Source organism: Sedimentitalea todarodis (genome assembly GCF_032595355.1).
GTDB classification, from domain to species: Bacteria; Pseudomonadota; Alphaproteobacteria; order Rhodobacterales; family Rhodobacteraceae; genus Sedimentitalea; species Sedimentitalea todarodis.
Genome location: NZ_JASMWN010000003.1, coordinates 38,683 through 53,890 on the forward strand (window position 1 = coordinate 38,683; position 15,208 = coordinate 53,890).

At 60.7% G+C, this 15,208-nt stretch carries 10 protein-coding genes; 6 read left to right on the forward strand and 4 right to left on the reverse strand.

The features are described 5' to 3' along the window. Window positions 1-3: 3 nt before the first annotated feature. Window positions 4-2,472, reverse strand: a complete 2,469-nt coding sequence (locus tag QO231_RS05055) for a penicillin acylase family protein (RefSeq protein WP_316773946.1) — start codon at window positions 2,470-2,472, stop codon at window positions 4-6. Between the two features lie 114 nt (window positions 2,473-2,586). Here QO231_RS05055 and QO231_RS05060 point away from each other — a divergent pair, with 114 nt between their 5' ends. After that, on the forward strand, window positions 2,587-3,459 hold the full coding sequence (locus QO231_RS05060; RefSeq protein ID WP_316773948.1) for an NAD(P)-dependent oxidoreductase: 873 nt from the start codon (window positions 2,587-2,589) through the stop codon (window positions 3,457-3,459). Between the two features lie 272 nt (window positions 3,460-3,731). Here QO231_RS05060 and QO231_RS05065 read toward each other — a convergent pair whose 3' ends face one another. The 3 genes from QO231_RS05065 to hemB all read right to left on the reverse strand — a co-directional run bounded on the left by QO231_RS05065 (window position 3,732) and on the right by hemB (window position 7,456). Beyond that, window positions 3,732-4,322 carry a lipid-binding SYLF domain-containing protein gene (locus QO231_RS05065; protein WP_316773949.1) on the reverse strand — a complete coding sequence of 197 codons (591 nt, stop codon included), beginning with the start codon at window positions 4,320-4,322 and terminating at the stop codon, window positions 3,732-3,734. A gap of 180 nt (window positions 4,323-4,502) precedes the next feature. After that, window positions 4,503-6,122, reverse strand: a complete 1,620-nt coding sequence (locus tag QO231_RS05070) for a M10 family metallopeptidase (RefSeq protein ID WP_316773951.1) — start codon at window positions 6,120-6,122, stop codon at window positions 4,503-4,505. 335 nt (window positions 6,123-6,457) lie between these two features. Continuing rightward, window positions 6,458-7,456 (reverse strand): porphobilinogen synthase, encoded by a 999-nt coding sequence (gene hemB, locus QO231_RS05075; protein WP_316773952.1) that lies wholly within the window; start codon window positions 7,454-7,456, stop codon window positions 6,458-6,460. Between the two features lie 112 nt (window positions 7,457-7,568). Here hemB and QO231_RS05080 point away from each other — a divergent pair, with 112 nt between their 5' ends. The 5 genes from QO231_RS05080 to QO231_RS05100 all read left to right on the forward strand — a co-directional run bounded on the left by QO231_RS05080 (window position 7,569) and on the right by QO231_RS05100 (window position 15,204). Continuing rightward, the gene (locus QO231_RS05080; RefSeq protein ID WP_316773954.1) at window positions 7,569-8,096 is read left to right on the forward strand and encodes a component of SufBCD complex; all 528 of its coding nucleotides are present in this window, start codon (window positions 7,569-7,571) and stop codon (window positions 8,094-8,096) included. A 27-nt stretch (window positions 8,097-8,123) separates the two neighbouring features. Continuing rightward, window positions 8,124-11,573 (forward strand): transcription-repair coupling factor, encoded by a 3,450-nt coding sequence (mfd, locus tag QO231_RS05085; RefSeq protein ID WP_316773956.1) that lies wholly within the window; start codon window positions 8,124-8,126, stop codon window positions 11,571-11,573. 171 nt (window positions 11,574-11,744) lie between these two features. Next, the gene (obgE, locus tag QO231_RS05090; protein WP_316773957.1) at window positions 11,745-12,779 is read left to right on the forward strand and encodes a GTPase ObgE; all 1,035 of its coding nucleotides are present in this window, start codon (window positions 11,745-11,747) and stop codon (window positions 12,777-12,779) included. Beyond that, window positions 12,767-13,873, forward strand: a complete 1,107-nt coding sequence (gene proB / locus QO231_RS05095; protein WP_316773959.1) for a glutamate 5-kinase — start codon at window positions 12,767-12,769, stop codon at window positions 13,871-13,873. The genes obgE and proB overlap by 13 nt, the downstream gene beginning before the upstream one ends. Window positions 13,874-13,938: 65 nt before the next feature. After that, window positions 13,939-15,204, forward strand: coding sequence for a glutamate-5-semialdehyde dehydrogenase (locus QO231_RS05100; RefSeq protein ID WP_316773962.1), 1,266 nt, complete (start codon window positions 13,939-13,941; stop codon window positions 15,202-15,204). Window positions 15,205-15,208: the final 4 nt, after the last annotated feature.

A 15,208-nucleotide genomic window follows, 5' to 3' on the forward strand; every position in this document is an offset into this window, starting at 1 on the left:
GAGTCATTCGCCCTTGGGCAAGAGGATCGTGGTGCCGACCGCCGCCGCCCGTGCAAGGTCCTGATCCAGCGACATCGGGATGTACTCACCGCGACGCCAAAGCTGCGCCAGATCGTCATAGTGGCGCGACAAGAAATGCCCGGACTGACCCGTGGAGATGATGAACACCGAACTGTCCGGATCCGCAAAGTCATAGACGCCGCGATACCCGGCGCCATGCACGTTCTCAAAGGGGGCCGGGTCTTCGCCGGACGTCAGTCCACGCAACAACGTGTTGTCGCCACCGCTGGTCGATTGCCGAATATTGACGAAATAGCGCAGGATCGGAACATCGCCCAGGACCGGGTGATCATGGGCCGCCTGATGGGCGTCACCCCACCGCAGGCTTTCCAGCGCCGTGCCATAGGTATCGCCGATCCAGTACAGCGCGTCGTCGAGCGCAAGCCGCGCCATATCGGTACAAGTTTCCACCGGCGCGCTCTGACGCACATCGCACCAGATGCTCGCCCCGTCGATGTCGCGATAGACCCGCTCGATGAACAGCGGATCGACATGTTTGAATTCATCCGCCAAAGGCCCCAGTTCATCCCGCATCAATCGTTCATTTAGCGCCCTCAACCACGCCGAATAGATCAGCGGTTCGGGCAGATGCTCGTTCATTTCGCCGTTCCAGTCGGCCAAGAGGGACAGTGCTATCTGGCGCTGCCGCTCCTGTGTGCCGTCGGGCGCGGATTGACCGGTGAACCACAGATCGGCCCCGATCAGCGGCAGAAGTGACCGGGCGGTAAAGCTGACGGGATCAAGCTGTGCTTCGATGAAACTGTCGCGCGTGTGAACCTCGCGTGTTTGCATGAGCCGTTGCCAGCGGTTCACCCGCTGGGTATCGCCCCAGACAAACGAGATATGGTCGGGAAATGGCCGTTCGATGATCTTGTTGTTTGTATTGCCGAGGATCCCGCCAGTCGGAGAAACAAACTCCGGATTCGATGCATAGGGCATGCGCCCTTGCCAGCGGTTTTCCGGTCGCCAGCCCTGCGATGGCATGCGCCCCTGGCTCTGGTGCTGCGGATCCCGCCGCGGCACCGCGCCGATCAGCTTCAGGGCGATGGTGTCCTTGTCGATCAACGAGAGGTTCTGAGCGGGTGCGATATAGGCTTCGTTCAGCCTGATCGCTTCCTGAACCGATGTCGCCTCCATCATCGCCATGGCCGCAGAGAGCGACGTATCCTGCGGGCTGAGCGCCGACCAACTCAGCGCAACCACGTGACCGGGCGGGGTAATGGCATCGAGATCATATTGGCTACCCGGCAGGACCGGCCCGTTGTCGGTCCAGCGCAGGGTCAGGGTAATCGGCGGCGCATCCTTGATCTCGATGATCGACGGGCGGCTCTCGAACGGTTTGAAGCCATCCGGCGTCTGGTATTCCTCGGGATTGTCGGGGTTCAGCCGCTCGATGAACAGATCCTGATCATCCAGGTAGGCAGATGTCAGCCCCCAGCCGAGCTTGTCACTGCGTCCGGTCATGACAACCGGAATTCCGGGAATGGTGCCTCCGATCACGCCACCGCTGGCAAGCTCCAGTCGCGCCAGATACCAGATCGACGGGGCGGTGAAACCGAGATGAGGATCGTTGGCCAGCAATGTTCCCCCGGCGGCAGAGCGAAACGGAGCCGCCGTCCAGGCATTCGACGCCCCGGCCATCCCGCGTCGGGCAACAGGCGTCAGCGGCGCGCGTTGCGTTCCCGTCCTTTCTGCATAGCGGGGCAGGCCGGGAAACAGGTCCGAGTACTCGGGCAGGGAGGCGACACCTGAACCCGGCGCATCTGGTAGCACATCTGAAACCCGTGCAGGATCGTCCAGCATCAGGGAAACGCGCGCCCGCAGGACTTCGTCGCTGGCATGCCCGGAGAGTTGCAGCGCCATCAGCTTGACGAGGGCAAGGGAATCCGCAGGCGTCCAGGGGGCGATCGGTGCGTTGAACAGGAACATCTCGGGCGCGCCACGACCCAGGGCATCGTCATTGATCTCGGCAAGGCGCGCGTTGACGCCCGCCGAATAGGCATTCAGCGCCAGCAGCGTTTGATCGTCCTGAGCGCCAACGGACTGCGCGGCGAGCCGATAGATATCCAGCCGCCTCAGCAGCCGATCCGTCGAAACGGTCTGCGGTCCGAAAACCTCGGACAGTCGGCCTTGGGATGTGCGCCGCATGATGGTCATCTGCCAAAGGCGATCCTGAGCATGGGCATAGCCAAGACCAAAGAACACATCCGGATCGGTTTCGGCAAAGATATGCGGGACGTCGGCGTTGTTACGGACGATCTCGATCGGCGCGGATGGCCCGGTGACGCGCACGGTCCGATCATAGTCGGGAAGGGATTGACCGGCCAGGTAGTAGATCAGCACGACCATCACCACGACGAACCCGATCAGCCCGGCGGCAACGCGCAACAACCAGCGAAAAACGATGCTCATTCTGTCCTCACGATGATCGCCGGCCCTTGGCGGACTATTTGACGATTTTGTCTGGCAAAGATGCCTGTTAGATACTGACGCAATCTATTTCAAACAGGGTCGGAGGGAAAGCACATGGCGAAACTGGCGTTTCTGGGTTTGGGGGTCATGGGATACCCGATGGCAGGGCATCTCAAGGCAGCCGGGCACGAGGTAACCGTGTTCAACAGAACGCCCGCCAAAGCTGAAGCTTGGGTCGCGGAACATGGCGGCGCGCGGGCAGACACTCCAGGCGAAGCGGCGCAAGGTGCCGAGTTCGTTATATCCTGTGTCGGCAATGACGATGACCTGCGCAGCGTTTGCCTTGGAGAGGCTGGTGCGTTTGCGGGCATGGCGGCGGGTTCGGTTCTTGTCGATCACACGACGGTGTCGGCAAAAGTCACGCGCGAGCTGTACGCCGCTGCCGAATCGGACGGGATCGGCTTTGTCGATGCGCCGATTTCGGGCGGGCAGGCCGGGGCCGAAAACGGGGCCTTGTCGGTCATGTGCGGCGGTGACGCAGCGGTCTATGACCGCGCCGAACCGATTATCGCGGCCTATGCCCGCATTTGCCGCCGCATCGGTGACAGTGGCGCGGGCCAGATGACCAAGATGTGTAATCAGATCGCGATTGCGGGGCTGGTGCAGGGATTGTCGGAGGCATTGCATTTTGCCGAAACCGCCGGGCTCGACGGGCGTGCGGTGGTCGAGGTGATCAGCCAGGGAGCCGCCGGTTCCTGGCAAATGGCCAATCGCTACGAGACCATGCTGGACGATCATTTTGAACATGGGTTTGCCGTCGACTGGATGCGCAAGGATCTCGATATCTGCCTGAGCACGGCGGATGAAACGGGCGCATCATTGCCGGTGACGGCATTGGTCGATCAATTCTACAAGGACGTGCAGCGGATGGGCGGCGGACGCTGGGACACCTCCAGCCTGATAAAGCGCCTCCGCGCAGCAGGGTGACGAGGGTGCGTCTCGAATGGATTCGGCTATCTGACAACACCTTTGGTTGTTCAGCTATTGCGCGAAACGCCATAAAAGCGACCGCAGTAAATCGTGATGGCAAAAAGCGTTCCGCGTTAAACCTGAATCACCTAACGCTGCCTGATATCATAGATTTCAACGCGTTAGGTGACACCAGATGATCCAGGTTAAACGCGAAACGCCCTAGTGCCTGTGAGATTTACCACCGCGTCGCCCGCACGCCAGGCGACGCGTGCCTGTTCAAGGGCCAATCAGGGAATGATACGGGTGTATTTCGCGCCTTCCAGCGTGGCACCGGCATAGAGCCCCGCCTGACCGAAGATCGCCGCCAGGATCGGTGCCGTCAGAACATTGCTATCCGTGGATGCGGATTCGCCACCTTCCGGTGTGACATAGTCAATTTCGGCCCCGGCGGTCCAGCCACTGGCGCGGCGGAACCCCTCAAGCGCGTCCTGCGTCATGAAGAACAGCACATGCGCGTACTGCTTCGCCCCGATCTGAAATCCGGCGCTCGCCTTGGTGTTGGAGTAGTAATCCACCGTCACGTCGTTCACGCGAAGAACGCCCCGGCCATAGCCACCGCCAAATCCGAACCCGGCCTCGGTCACCAGCGGCATGATCAGCATGCCATTGGATTTGGCCGCCAGATCGCGGGTGTTGGGATAAGTTCGGTACATCTGTGTCAGGGTGGCATCGGCACGTGCGTCGATGGTCGCGGCGCCGTTGCTGCCAATCCCGTTGCCGCAGGCTGCGATCAATGTCGTGCCTGCCAACGCACCGCAGGTAAATCCGCGCCGGGTCATTGCCACGCGTGGCGTAGGTGTTCTGGTGATGCTGCTCATGTCAATTTTGCCTGTAAATGTTTGCCTGATTTGGCCGTTTTGACCGACCTTGCCGCGAAATATACGCAAGATCTCGCGCATTGTCACGATGCAAGCGCTGCGACTCGGCAACTTATCGCTGCTATTCGAATGGTATTGTGCTTGATTCTGAAGGGGTCACGGCGCCATCGCTGCTCCCGGTCAAAGTATGAAATCGGCTTCGGTCAAATCTATCAGCCCGATCAGATCGATCTGGAAATCCGCGACACCGTCGCCATCCACATCGGCCAGCACCCGGGTTTCATCTGCGTCGTGGGAGTAGATCACGCTGCCGATACCTGTCTTGAAAGTGCCGGTGCCCTCGAACGCAAGTGGTGGTCCACCGAGAGGCGACAGATCAATTCTGTCAAAGCCCTGTTCAAAATCACGTATCAGGTCGGCGCCATCGCCAACGGTGCTATCGCTGAAGTCTTTGAACAGGAATTGATCATTGCCGTGATTGCCTGCCAACCGGTCTTTGCCTTTGCCACCAGCGATCAGGTCATTGCCCAAACCCCCTTTCAGGTCGTCATCGCCTGTGCGGCCAAACAACCGGTCATGCCCGGCGCTTCCCAGAAGTTTATCGTTGTCAGTGCCGCCGAAAAGCCGGTCATTGCCATGGCCGCCGACCAGCCTGTCCTCGCCGCGCCCGCCCTTCAGCGTGTCATTGCCCCTTTGGCCCCATGCACTGTCGTCACCGCGCGCGCCCTCAAGCAGGTCATCTGCAGACCGGCCTTCGAGCCTGTTGTTGGCATCGTTTCCGACGATCTTATCTGCTCCTGAACCACCGTTCGCATTCTCGATGAGCGAACGAGCATCACCTTCATATTGCAAAGCGTTGTAGATATTGCCCTTGGCGTACACACCGGTGCCCAACCGCGCCAATTGCGCCTCACCAAAGGACGAATGCCCGACGGGTGCGAGATCCACCGTTACTGCTACCTCATACGCGCTGAGGTCATAGGTGTCTTCGCCACCGCCATCCCAGATTGTCGCAAATATCCGGTTCCCCGCTGTTTCGAAGGCACTGATGCCGTCAACAAGCGTATCGCCCGTCTGGGGCAGCCAGGAATAGATCGTGTCACCGCTGTTGGTTTCGAAATTTGCGCCATAGAGATACTGCAGCGCCGCGATATCCAGCATCATGTAGCTTTGCGCGTATCCGGTGGGTTCGTTGGAATATTGACCGGGAACAGACCCCTCGTACGATCGATAGGTCATCACAGTATATTCCATTGCATCATAGGCCGCAGGCAAGGCGCCGAACGCGGTGCTTTGGTGCCCATGGGCGAGCCCCAGCGCGTGTCCGATTTCGTGGATCAACGTGTGATGGGCATAATTTCCGGGTTTGGGGCTCGTATAGTCAAACCGGTCAGTGTGGACCCAGATGTCACCCGAAGTGGCGAACGTGCCCGGGTAATATCCCCACGCCGTCCCGAAATCGAAGGGATCCGAGCTTGTCTGGGCCAGTCTGATGGTCGCATTCCGTGCCGGGCCGGCTGACACATCGAGTGCGGTGAAGCCTTCGACAGCAAAACCGCGGTGTGTTCCCGCTTCGCTATTCGCATCAATATTTCGGATCAGCGTCTCGCGCATCAGGGCCGACGCTTGTATCAGGCCCTGGTTTTCACCGCCACCATAGCCGGATCCATAGACACTCGCGTGTCGCGGAAGGCTGTAGGTGATCTCTCCATCGGACCAGTATCGGATGTGCAATATCGCGTCGATACGTTGGTCGCCCGACGCGCGAACCGATGCGATCAATTCGTTGACGCCGGTCACCGCGACGCACCTTTAATCGGAGTAGAGTGCAAAGACATGAAGCATACCGCCTGTTCCAAATACCAACCGTAGAAGCATCGGAGAAATACCCGACACGCACAGCGACTCCGCCCGCACGGCTGGATCAACCGGCCGAGCGTCATCACGACAAGTGTGCCAGAATTCCAGGCAACGAAAAAGTAGGAGATGTCCTACCTCGGAAAAAGCGATTCCGCAGCCGTGAAAGGACCGGCAAATGTGTTTCGCGTTGCACCCAAATCATCAAACATTGCGTCAAGTCATAGATTTCAACGCGTCAGCTGATGCCAGATGGCCCAGGCTGAATGCGAAACGCTCTAGGTGCTCAAGAGACGTGCGGCGTCGGGGGCGAAATAGGTCAGAACGCCGTTGCAACCCGCGCGTTTGAACGCCATCAGGCTCTCCATCATTACCCGCTCACCATCGATCCAGCCGTTTTCCTGGGCGGCCCTGATCATCGCATATTCGCCGCTGACCTGATAGGCGAAGGTGGGGGCACCAAACGAGTCCTTTATCCGACGGCAGATGTCCAGATAGGGCAGGCCGGGCTTGACCATTACCATGTCGGCACCTTCGTTCAGGTCTCGTTCGATCAGGCGCAGCGCCTCGTCCGAATTGGCCGGATCCATCTGATAGGTCTTCTTGTCACCGCTGAGCGCCGCCGAAGCCCCAACCGCATCGCGGAACGGGCCGTAGAACGCACTTGCATACTTGGCAGCATAACTCAGGATCATCACGTTCTGATGCCCCGCATGTTCCAGCGCCGCACGGATCGCGCCGATGCGGCCGTCCATCATGTCGCTTGGTCCGATGATGTCGGCCCCGGCCTCGGCCTGCGCCAGCGCCATCTTGACAAGCGCCTCGACCGTTGGGTCGTTGACGATCTCGCCATCCACGACAAATCCGTCGTGGCCATTGATGTTGTAGGTGTCGAGCGCCACGTCAGTCATGATCGCGATCTCGGGCACCTCGGCCTTGATCGCCCGGATGGCGCGGTTGGTGTGATTGTCAGGATCCCAGGCCCCGGCGCAGTCTTCGGTGCGCTCTTCAAGGCCCGTGTAGGGAAAGAGGCAGATCGCCGGAATGCCGAGGTCCGCCGCCTCGCGGGCGGCGACGACGACCTTGTCGACGCTACGACGCAAGACCCCGGGCATTGAGGGAACCGGTTCTTCGATCCCGTTTCCCGTGCGCACAAAGATCGGCCAGATGAGATCTTCGACCGACAGCGCAGTCTCCCGCACCAGCCCGCGCAGGGATGCGGACTGCCGCGTCCGGCGCAGGCGCGCCGCGGGAAAGGGGGCAACAGTGGGTTTCATGGCGCACTCTCCTTGAACAATCCGTCATTGGGTGGCATGGAAAGCCGTCATCGGCAAGAGCAACGCGGGTCCACCTGCAAATCGAGCCGGCAAGCGGAACCGAGGGCAGCGCGTGGATTGGTACTCGTCCATTTTCGAACTGATCGACATGCGGTCCTTCTCGAACCTCTGGTTCTGGATCGCGCTGGCCGTGTTCTGGTCTTCGGCCAGCCACTGGGTGATCGGCGTGCCATTTGACATGGTGCTGCGTGCACGTCGTGTCGGAGGGCAAGCCGAGCATGACCTGGAGACAATTACACGGGTGAATGTCAATCGGCTGCTTTACATCGCCCGGGTTTCCGGCATCTGGCTTCTGGGCTTTTCCTGTTTCATGTTGTCCGGGCTTGCAGTGCTGGGCTTCTGGTATCATGTCGAATTTGCGCAAGCCCTGCTGTTTCTGGTGTTTCCGATGTCCCTGGTGGGCGCGATGAGTCTTGCCACCGCCAGAAGGATCGAACAGGAAGCTGCCACTGGCGAGCTATTGCGCAAACGTCTCGCACGGCACCGCTTTTTCACGCAGGTGATCGGAATGATCTCCATTTTTTTCACGGCGCTCTGGGGGATGTACCAAAATCTCACCATCGGCGTGTTGGGCAGCTAAGACAAAAATCGAGCGGAGCGGAAAGAGATGAAGCCATCGGGTCATATCACCGTCGGCGGAGCCCCCGAAGGCTTTGACGCGCGCCTCATTCTGGACGAGGTCGCGCGCGAGAACGCTCCGGTGATCCATATCGCCCGCGATGACAAACGTCTCGCGGCGCTGCGCGCGGCGCTGACATTCTTTGCGCCAGACATGCCGGTCATGACCTTTCCGGGCTGGGATTGCCTGCCGTATGACAGGGTGTCACCCCATGCGGATATCTCGGCGGCACGGATGGCGACATTGGCGGCACTGGTGCACCAGATGCCCGACCGGTTCATCCTGCTGACCACGCTCAACAGCGCAACACAGCGGGTGCCGGCGCGGGGTATCCTGCGCGATGCAGCCTTTACCGCGCGTGTCGGAAACAGGATCGATGAGGCCGCCCTGCGTCAGTTTCTCGTGCGGATGGGCTTTAGCCAGAGTCCGACCGTGATGGAGCCGGGCGACTATGCCATTCGCGGGGGAATCATCGATATCTATCCGCCGGGAGAGGGTGGGCCGGTGCGTCTGGACCTCTTTGGTGATGTTCTGGACGGGGCCCGCCGGTTTGATCCGGTGAGCCAGCGGACCACTGAAAAGCTGGACGTCATCGAACTTGCTCCGGTGTCCGAAGTCATACTGGACGAAGCGGCAATCACAAGGTTCCGCCAGAATTACCGGATCGAATTCGGGGCAGTCGGCACCGACGATCCGCTCTACGAAGCGGTCAGCGCAGGGCGCAAGCATCAGGGGATCGAACACTGGCTGCCGTTTTTTCATGACCGTCTGGAAACGCTGTTTGACTATCTGCCCGGTGTCAACGTCACGCAGGACGATCAGGTGACGCCCGCGCGGCTGTCCCGTTGGGACGGCATTCAGGATCAGTATGAAACCCGCAAACTGGCCATGCAGGTGAAATCCCGGATCGACAGCGTCTACAAGCCGGCACCGCCGGAATTGCTCTATCTGACCGACGTTGCTTGGCAGGACGCCACCGCCGATCGACACGTCCTGCAGTTTCATCCCTTGCCGCAAGCGACCGGGCCGGGTGTCATCGATGCGGGCGGGCGGATCGGACGCAATTTTGCACCGGAACGCCAGCAGGAACAGATCAGCCTCTTTGGCGCGCTGGCCGATCACATTCGCGCCAGGATGCAGACAGGACCGGTTGTCATCGCATCCTATTCCGAGGGCGCGCGCGAGCGGCTTTCCGGTTTGATCGAAGACGAAGGTCTGGCAGAGACCATCGCCATCCCCAACGCGTCCCGCATCGGCAAACGCGGGTTGCATCTGGCGGTCTGGGCGCTGGAGAACGGGTTTGAAACCGCTAACCTGACGGTGATCGCGGAACAGGACGTTCTGGGTGACAGGTTGATCCGAACGGCCCGCAAGCGCCGCAAGGCCGAGAATTTCCTGACCGAGACCCAATCGCTCAGCCCCGGCGATCTGGTGGTGCATGTGGATCACGGCATCGGACGTTATCAGGGCATGGAGGTGATCACCGCCGCCGGCGCGGCGCATGAATGCCTGCTGCTGGATTATGCCGAGAACGCGCGGCTGTACCTGCCGGTCGAGAACATCGAACTGCTGTCGAAGTACGGACACGAAGAGGGGCTGCTCGACCGTCTCGGCGGCGGTGCGTGGCAGGCGAAAAAGGCCAAACTCAAGGAACGCATCCGCGAGATGGCCGACCGGTTGATCCGGGTCGCCGCCGAACGCGCCTTGCGCAGGGCCCCGGTGCTTGAGTCCGAGCACCACGCTTGGGAGGCGTTTTCCGCCCGTTTTCCCTATCAGGAAACCGACGATCAGCTGGCCGCCATCGCGGATGTGCTGGGCGATATGGTCAGCGGCAAGCCGATGGACAGGCTGATTTGCGGAGACGTCGGCTTTGGCAAGACCGAAGTGGCGATGCGCGCGGCCTTTGTGGCCGCCATGTCCGGTGTACAGGTGGCGGTGATTGCGCCGACCACCCTGCTGGCGCGACAACACTACAAGAGCTTTGCCGAACGGTTTCGCGGCTTTCCTTTCCAGGTGCGGCAATTGTCGCGTTTTGTCCCGGCAAAGGAAGCGCAACTCACGCGCGACGGATTGACGCGCGGGACGGTGGACATTGTCATCGGAACCCATGCCCTGCTGGCCAAAGGCGTGCGGTTCAAGAACCTTGGCTTGCTCGTCATCGACGAAGAGCAGCACTTCGGCGTCACACACAAGGAACGTCTGAAGCAGTTGCGCAGCGATCTGCACGTGCTGACACTGACCGCCACTCCGATCCCGCGTACGTTGCAACTCTCGCTCTCAGGCGTGCGCGATCTGTCGATCATCGGCACGCCACCGGTGGACCGTCTTTCGATCCGGACCTATGTCAGCGAGTTTGACGCGGTCACAATCCGCGAGGCGCTGCTGCGCGAACATTATCGCGGCGGGCAATCGTTCTACGTCGTGCCGCGTATATCCGATCTGCCGGAAATCGAAGCCTTCCTGAAAGAGCAATTGCCCGAACTCACTGTTGTTGTCGCGCATGGACAGATGGCGGCAGGTGAGCTGGACGACCGGATGAATGCCTTTTACGATGGCAAATTCGATGTGCTGCTTGCGACCACCATCGTGGAATCCGGTCTCGACATTCCGACCGCCAACACCATGATCATCCACCGCGCAGACATGTTCGGCCTGTCGCAGCTCTATCAGATCCGGGGCCGGGTCGGTCGCTCCAAGACCCGCGCCTATGCTTATCTGACGACGAAACCGCGCGCGCGCCTGACAGCCACCGCCGAAAAACGCCTGCGCGTGCTGGGCAGCCTCGACACGCTTGGGGCAGGGTTCACGCTGGCCAGTCAGGATCTCGACATACGTGGGGCAGGCAACCTGCTGGGCGAGGAACAATCCGGGCAGATGCGTGACGTCGGCTATGAACTCTATCAATCGATGCTGGAAGAGGCGATTGCCAAGATCAAGGCCGGCGAACTTGAAGGTCTGAGCGAAGCAGACGATCAATGGGCACCGCAAATCAACCTCGGTGTGCCAGTGCTGATCCCGGAAACCTACGTGCCGGATCTCGACGTGCGCCTCGGGCTTTATCGCCGTCTGTCGGCGCTGTCGACCAAGGTCGAACTCGAAGGGTTTGCGGCGGAACTGATCGACCGGTTCGGCAAGCTTCCCAAAGAGGTGAACACCTTGCTTCTGGTGGTGCGGATCAAGGCGATGTGCAAACGCGCCGGCATTTCCAAGCTTGATGGCGGCCCCAAAGGCGCGACGATCCAGTTCCACAATGACAAGTTTGCCAGCCCGGAAGGACTCGTCTCCTTTATCCAGGACCAGCGCGGCCTGGCAAAGGTTCGCGACAACAAGATTGTTGTGCGCCGCGACTGGAAGAAGGACAGCGACAAGATCAAGGGTGCCTTCGCCATCGCGCGCGATCTGGCAGAAAAGGTGATCCGTAAGAAGAAGGCGGGGTGACAACCGGCATCGGCCCGGTCGTTTCATGCGCGTCTGGTCTTCTTGGTCATTCATCGCGCAGCCCCTTGCCTCGGGACCGAACGATGTGGCACAGCGATGCAGCGCAAGACCGAACTGCGGCGTGTGCCAAGGTCAGAGGTCGCAAGCCCTTGAAAATAAGGTGTTAGAGTTATGAAATTCCTGGACCTCGCAAAGGTCTATATCCGGTCCGGCGCCGGCGGAAACGGCTGTATCAGTTTCCGTCGCGAGAAATACATCGAATATGGTGGTCCTGACGGCGGCGACGGCGGCAATGGCGGAACGGTCTGGGCCGAGGCGGTTGACGGGCTGAATACGTTGATCGACTTTCGCTATCAGCAGCATTTCTTTGCCAGGAACGGTCAACCCGGCATGGGGCGTCAGCGCACCGGCAAGGATGGCGACGAGATCGTGTTGCGTGTCCCGGTCGGGACCGAGATCCTGGACGAGGATCAGGAAACCGTCATCGCCGACATGACCGAAGTTGGCCAGCGCGTCCAGCTTGCGCGGGGTGGCAATGGTGGGTTTGGAAACCTGCATTTCAAATCCTCGACAAACCAGGCCCCGCGCCGGGCAAATCCCGGGCAGGAGGGTGTCGAGCGCACCCTGTGGCTGCGGCTGAAGCTGATTGCGGATGTCGGATTGCTGGGGATGCCCAATGCCGGAAAATCCACGTTTCTGGCGGCGACCTCGAATGCCCGTCCCAAGATCGCGGACTATCCGTTTACGACGCTGCATCCGAACCTTGGTGTCGTAGGTATTGATAATGTTGAGTTTGTCATCGCCGACATTCCCGGCCTGATTGCCGGTGCGCACGAAGGGCGCGGGATTGGCGACCGGTTCCTGGGCCATGTGGAACGCTGCGCCGTATTGCTGCATCTTGTGGATGGAACGTCCGAAACCGTCGTCGAGGACTACCAGACCATCATTGGCGAGCTTGAGGCCTATGGCGGCGAACTGGCCGACAAGCCACGGATTACCGCGCTCAACAAGATCGACGCGCTGGACGAGGAGGAACGTGCAGCGGCACTGGCGGATCTGGAGCAGGCAAGCGGCGGTCCGGTCATGGTGATGTCAGGCGTTAGCCGCGAGGGAGTTCAGGACGTATTGCGCAGCCTGCGCTCGCAAATCGACGCCGATCGCCTGCGCCACAAGCCAGACACCGAGGAAGACACGTGGCGTCCCTGACCAAAGCCCGGCGCGTCGTCGTCAAGATCGGATCGGCCCTGCTGGTCGATCGAAACACTGGCGCGCTGCGGGCAGACTGGCTGAAATCCCTGGCCGATGACGTGGCATGGCTGAAACGCGCTGCTGCCGACGTGATTTTGGTGTCATCGGGGTCTATTGCACTGGGGCGAGGCGTTCTGGGCCTGCCAGCCAGCGATCTGGCCCTGGAACAATCGCAGGCGGCGGCCGCGGTCGGCCAGATACGCCTTGCCCGTGCGTATGAAGAGGCGCTGGCCCCGCATGGCATCACCACGGCGCAGGTTCTCGTGACGCTGGAAGACAGCGTGAACCGACGGCGGTATCTGAACACCCGGGCAACGCTGGAAACGCTGCTCGGCTTGGGGGCCGTGCCGATTGTAAATGAGAACGACACCATCGCGACGGATGAGATTCGCTATGGCGACAACGACCGTCTTGCGGCGCAGGTCGCGGTGACCATCGGGGCGGATCATTTGATCTTGTTGTCCGATGTAGACGGGTTCTACTCGGCAAATCCGGCCACGGATCCGGATGCGACCCGATATGACCTGATCGACACCATCACTCCCGCGATCGAGGCGATGGCAGGTGATGCGGGATCAGGGCTTTCAAAGGGTGGGATGAAGACCAAGTTGATGGCCGCCAAGATGGCGACTGCTGGCGGGTGCGCCATGGTAATCACCGAAGGGTCGACCGCCAACCCGTTGCAATCGCTTGAAAATGGTGCGAATGCCACTTGGTTCACGGCGCAGCTTGATCCGCAGGCCGCGCGCAAGCGCTGGATCGGTGCGATGAAGCCACGGGGGATGGTCACGGTGGACGCCGGCGCGGCACGGGCGCTGAGCCGAGGCAAGAGCTTGCTGCCCGCCGGTGTCGTCAAGGTTGAGGGCGCGTTCGGTCGGGGTGATCCGGTCGAGATCTCCGATCCGGAGAACCACAAGATCGGGCAGGGGCTTACGCGCTATACCGCGTCCGAGTCACGGTCTATCATGGGATGCAAATCGTCGGATATCGAAGACCGGCTAGGCTATCCGGGCCGGGCCGCTTTGATCCATCGTGACGATATGGCATTCTAGACTTCTTGCCGAATCCGCCACGCAAGGTGGTATCCGGCAGTGACGCACAGACAGGGGCGCAGACAATGAAAGACATGGATAACATTCCCGCATTGATGGCCGATATCGGCACGCGTGCCAAGATCGCCAGCCAGGCGCTCGCCTTTGCCAGCGCCGAGAGCAGGCGGGCCGCATTGATGGCCGCCGCCGATGCGGTCTGGCTGCAGCGTAACGATATCATTGCCGCGAATGCCCGTGATCTGGAGTACGGCCGCGACAAAGGGCTGTCTGCCGCGATGATGGATCGCCTGATGCTGGACGACACGCGCATCCAGGGGATCGTCGAGGGCCTGCGGGCCGTCGCGGAACAACCCGACCCGGTTGGCGAGGTGTTGGAAGAATGGGACAGGCCCACGGGGTTGCACATCAGCCGGGTTCGCACGCCTCTTGGCGTGATCGGTGTGATCTACGAGAGCCGACCCAACGTGACGGCGGATGCCGGGGCGTTGTGTCTGAAATCCGGCAATGCGGTCATCTTGCGGGGCGGTTCAGAGAGTTTTCATTCGTCTTCCACCATCCATGCCTGTCTGGTCGCGGGGTTGCGTGCTGCCGGGTTGCCCGAAGACGCGATCCAATTGGTGCCCACCCGAGATCGCGCCGCGGTGTCGGAACTGTTGACGATGACGGACACGGTCGATGTGATCGTGCCGCGCGGTGGCAAGGGGCTGGTCGGATTGGTTCAGCGCGAGGCACGCGTTCCGGTCTTTGCCCATCTGGAAGGTATCGTGCATATCTATCTGGACAGGGACGCAAGCCTGCAAAAGGCGCTTGACGTCGTGCTGAATGCCAAGACGCGCCGGCCGGGGATTTGCGGCGCGGCAGAGTGCCTGCTGATCCATGAAGATATCGCCGATACCATCGGGGCAGACGTGATCGCGGCGCTGGTTTCGGCGGGTGTCGAAGTGCGGGCGGACGGCGCACTGGCGGCGATTGAGGGCACGATTGTTGCCGAAGACGAAGACTGGGGTCGGGAATATCTTGACATGATCATCGCCGCAAAGCCGGTGACCGATATCGACGCGGCAATTGCCCATATTCGGGCCTATGGCTCAAATCACACGGATTGCATCGTTACCGAGAGCGCGGAGGCCGTCGCCCGCTTTTTTGAACAACTGGACAGTGCCATCCTGATGCACAATGCCTCGACCCAATTCGCTGATGGTGGTGAGTTTGGCATGGGGGCCGAGATCGGCATCGCCACCGGCAAGATGCACGCGCGTGGCCCGGTTGGGGCTAAGCAGTTGACCAGCTTCAAATACCTTGTGCGCGGCGATGGGACAGTGCGCGCATAAGGCG

Excerpts from the sequence above, each read along its gene's own strand:
- QO231_RS05055 (WP_316773946.1), bottom strand. The coding sequence starts at position 2,472 with ATGAGCATCGTTTTTCGCTGGTTGTTGCGCGTTGCCGCCGGGCTGATC.
- QO231_RS05060 (WP_316773948.1), top strand. The coding sequence starts at position 2,587 with ATGGCGAAACTGGCGTTTCTGGGTTTGGGGGTCATGGGATACCCGATG.
- QO231_RS05065 (WP_316773949.1), bottom strand. The coding sequence starts at position 4,322 with ATGAGCAGCATCACCAGAACACCTACGCCACGCGTGGCAATGACCCGG.
- hemB (WP_316773952.1), bottom strand. The coding sequence starts at position 7,456 with ATGAAACCCACTGTTGCCCCCTTTCCCGCGGCGCGCCTGCGCCGGACG.
- mfd (WP_316773956.1), top strand. The coding sequence starts at position 8,124 with ATGAAGCCATCGGGTCATATCACCGTCGGCGGAGCCCCCGAAGGCTTT.
- obgE (WP_316773957.1), top strand. The coding sequence starts at position 11,745 with ATGAAATTCCTGGACCTCGCAAAGGTCTATATCCGGTCCGGCGCCGGC.
- QO231_RS05100 (WP_316773962.1), top strand. The coding sequence starts at position 13,939 with ATGAAAGACATGGATAACATTCCCGCATTGATGGCCGATATCGGCACG.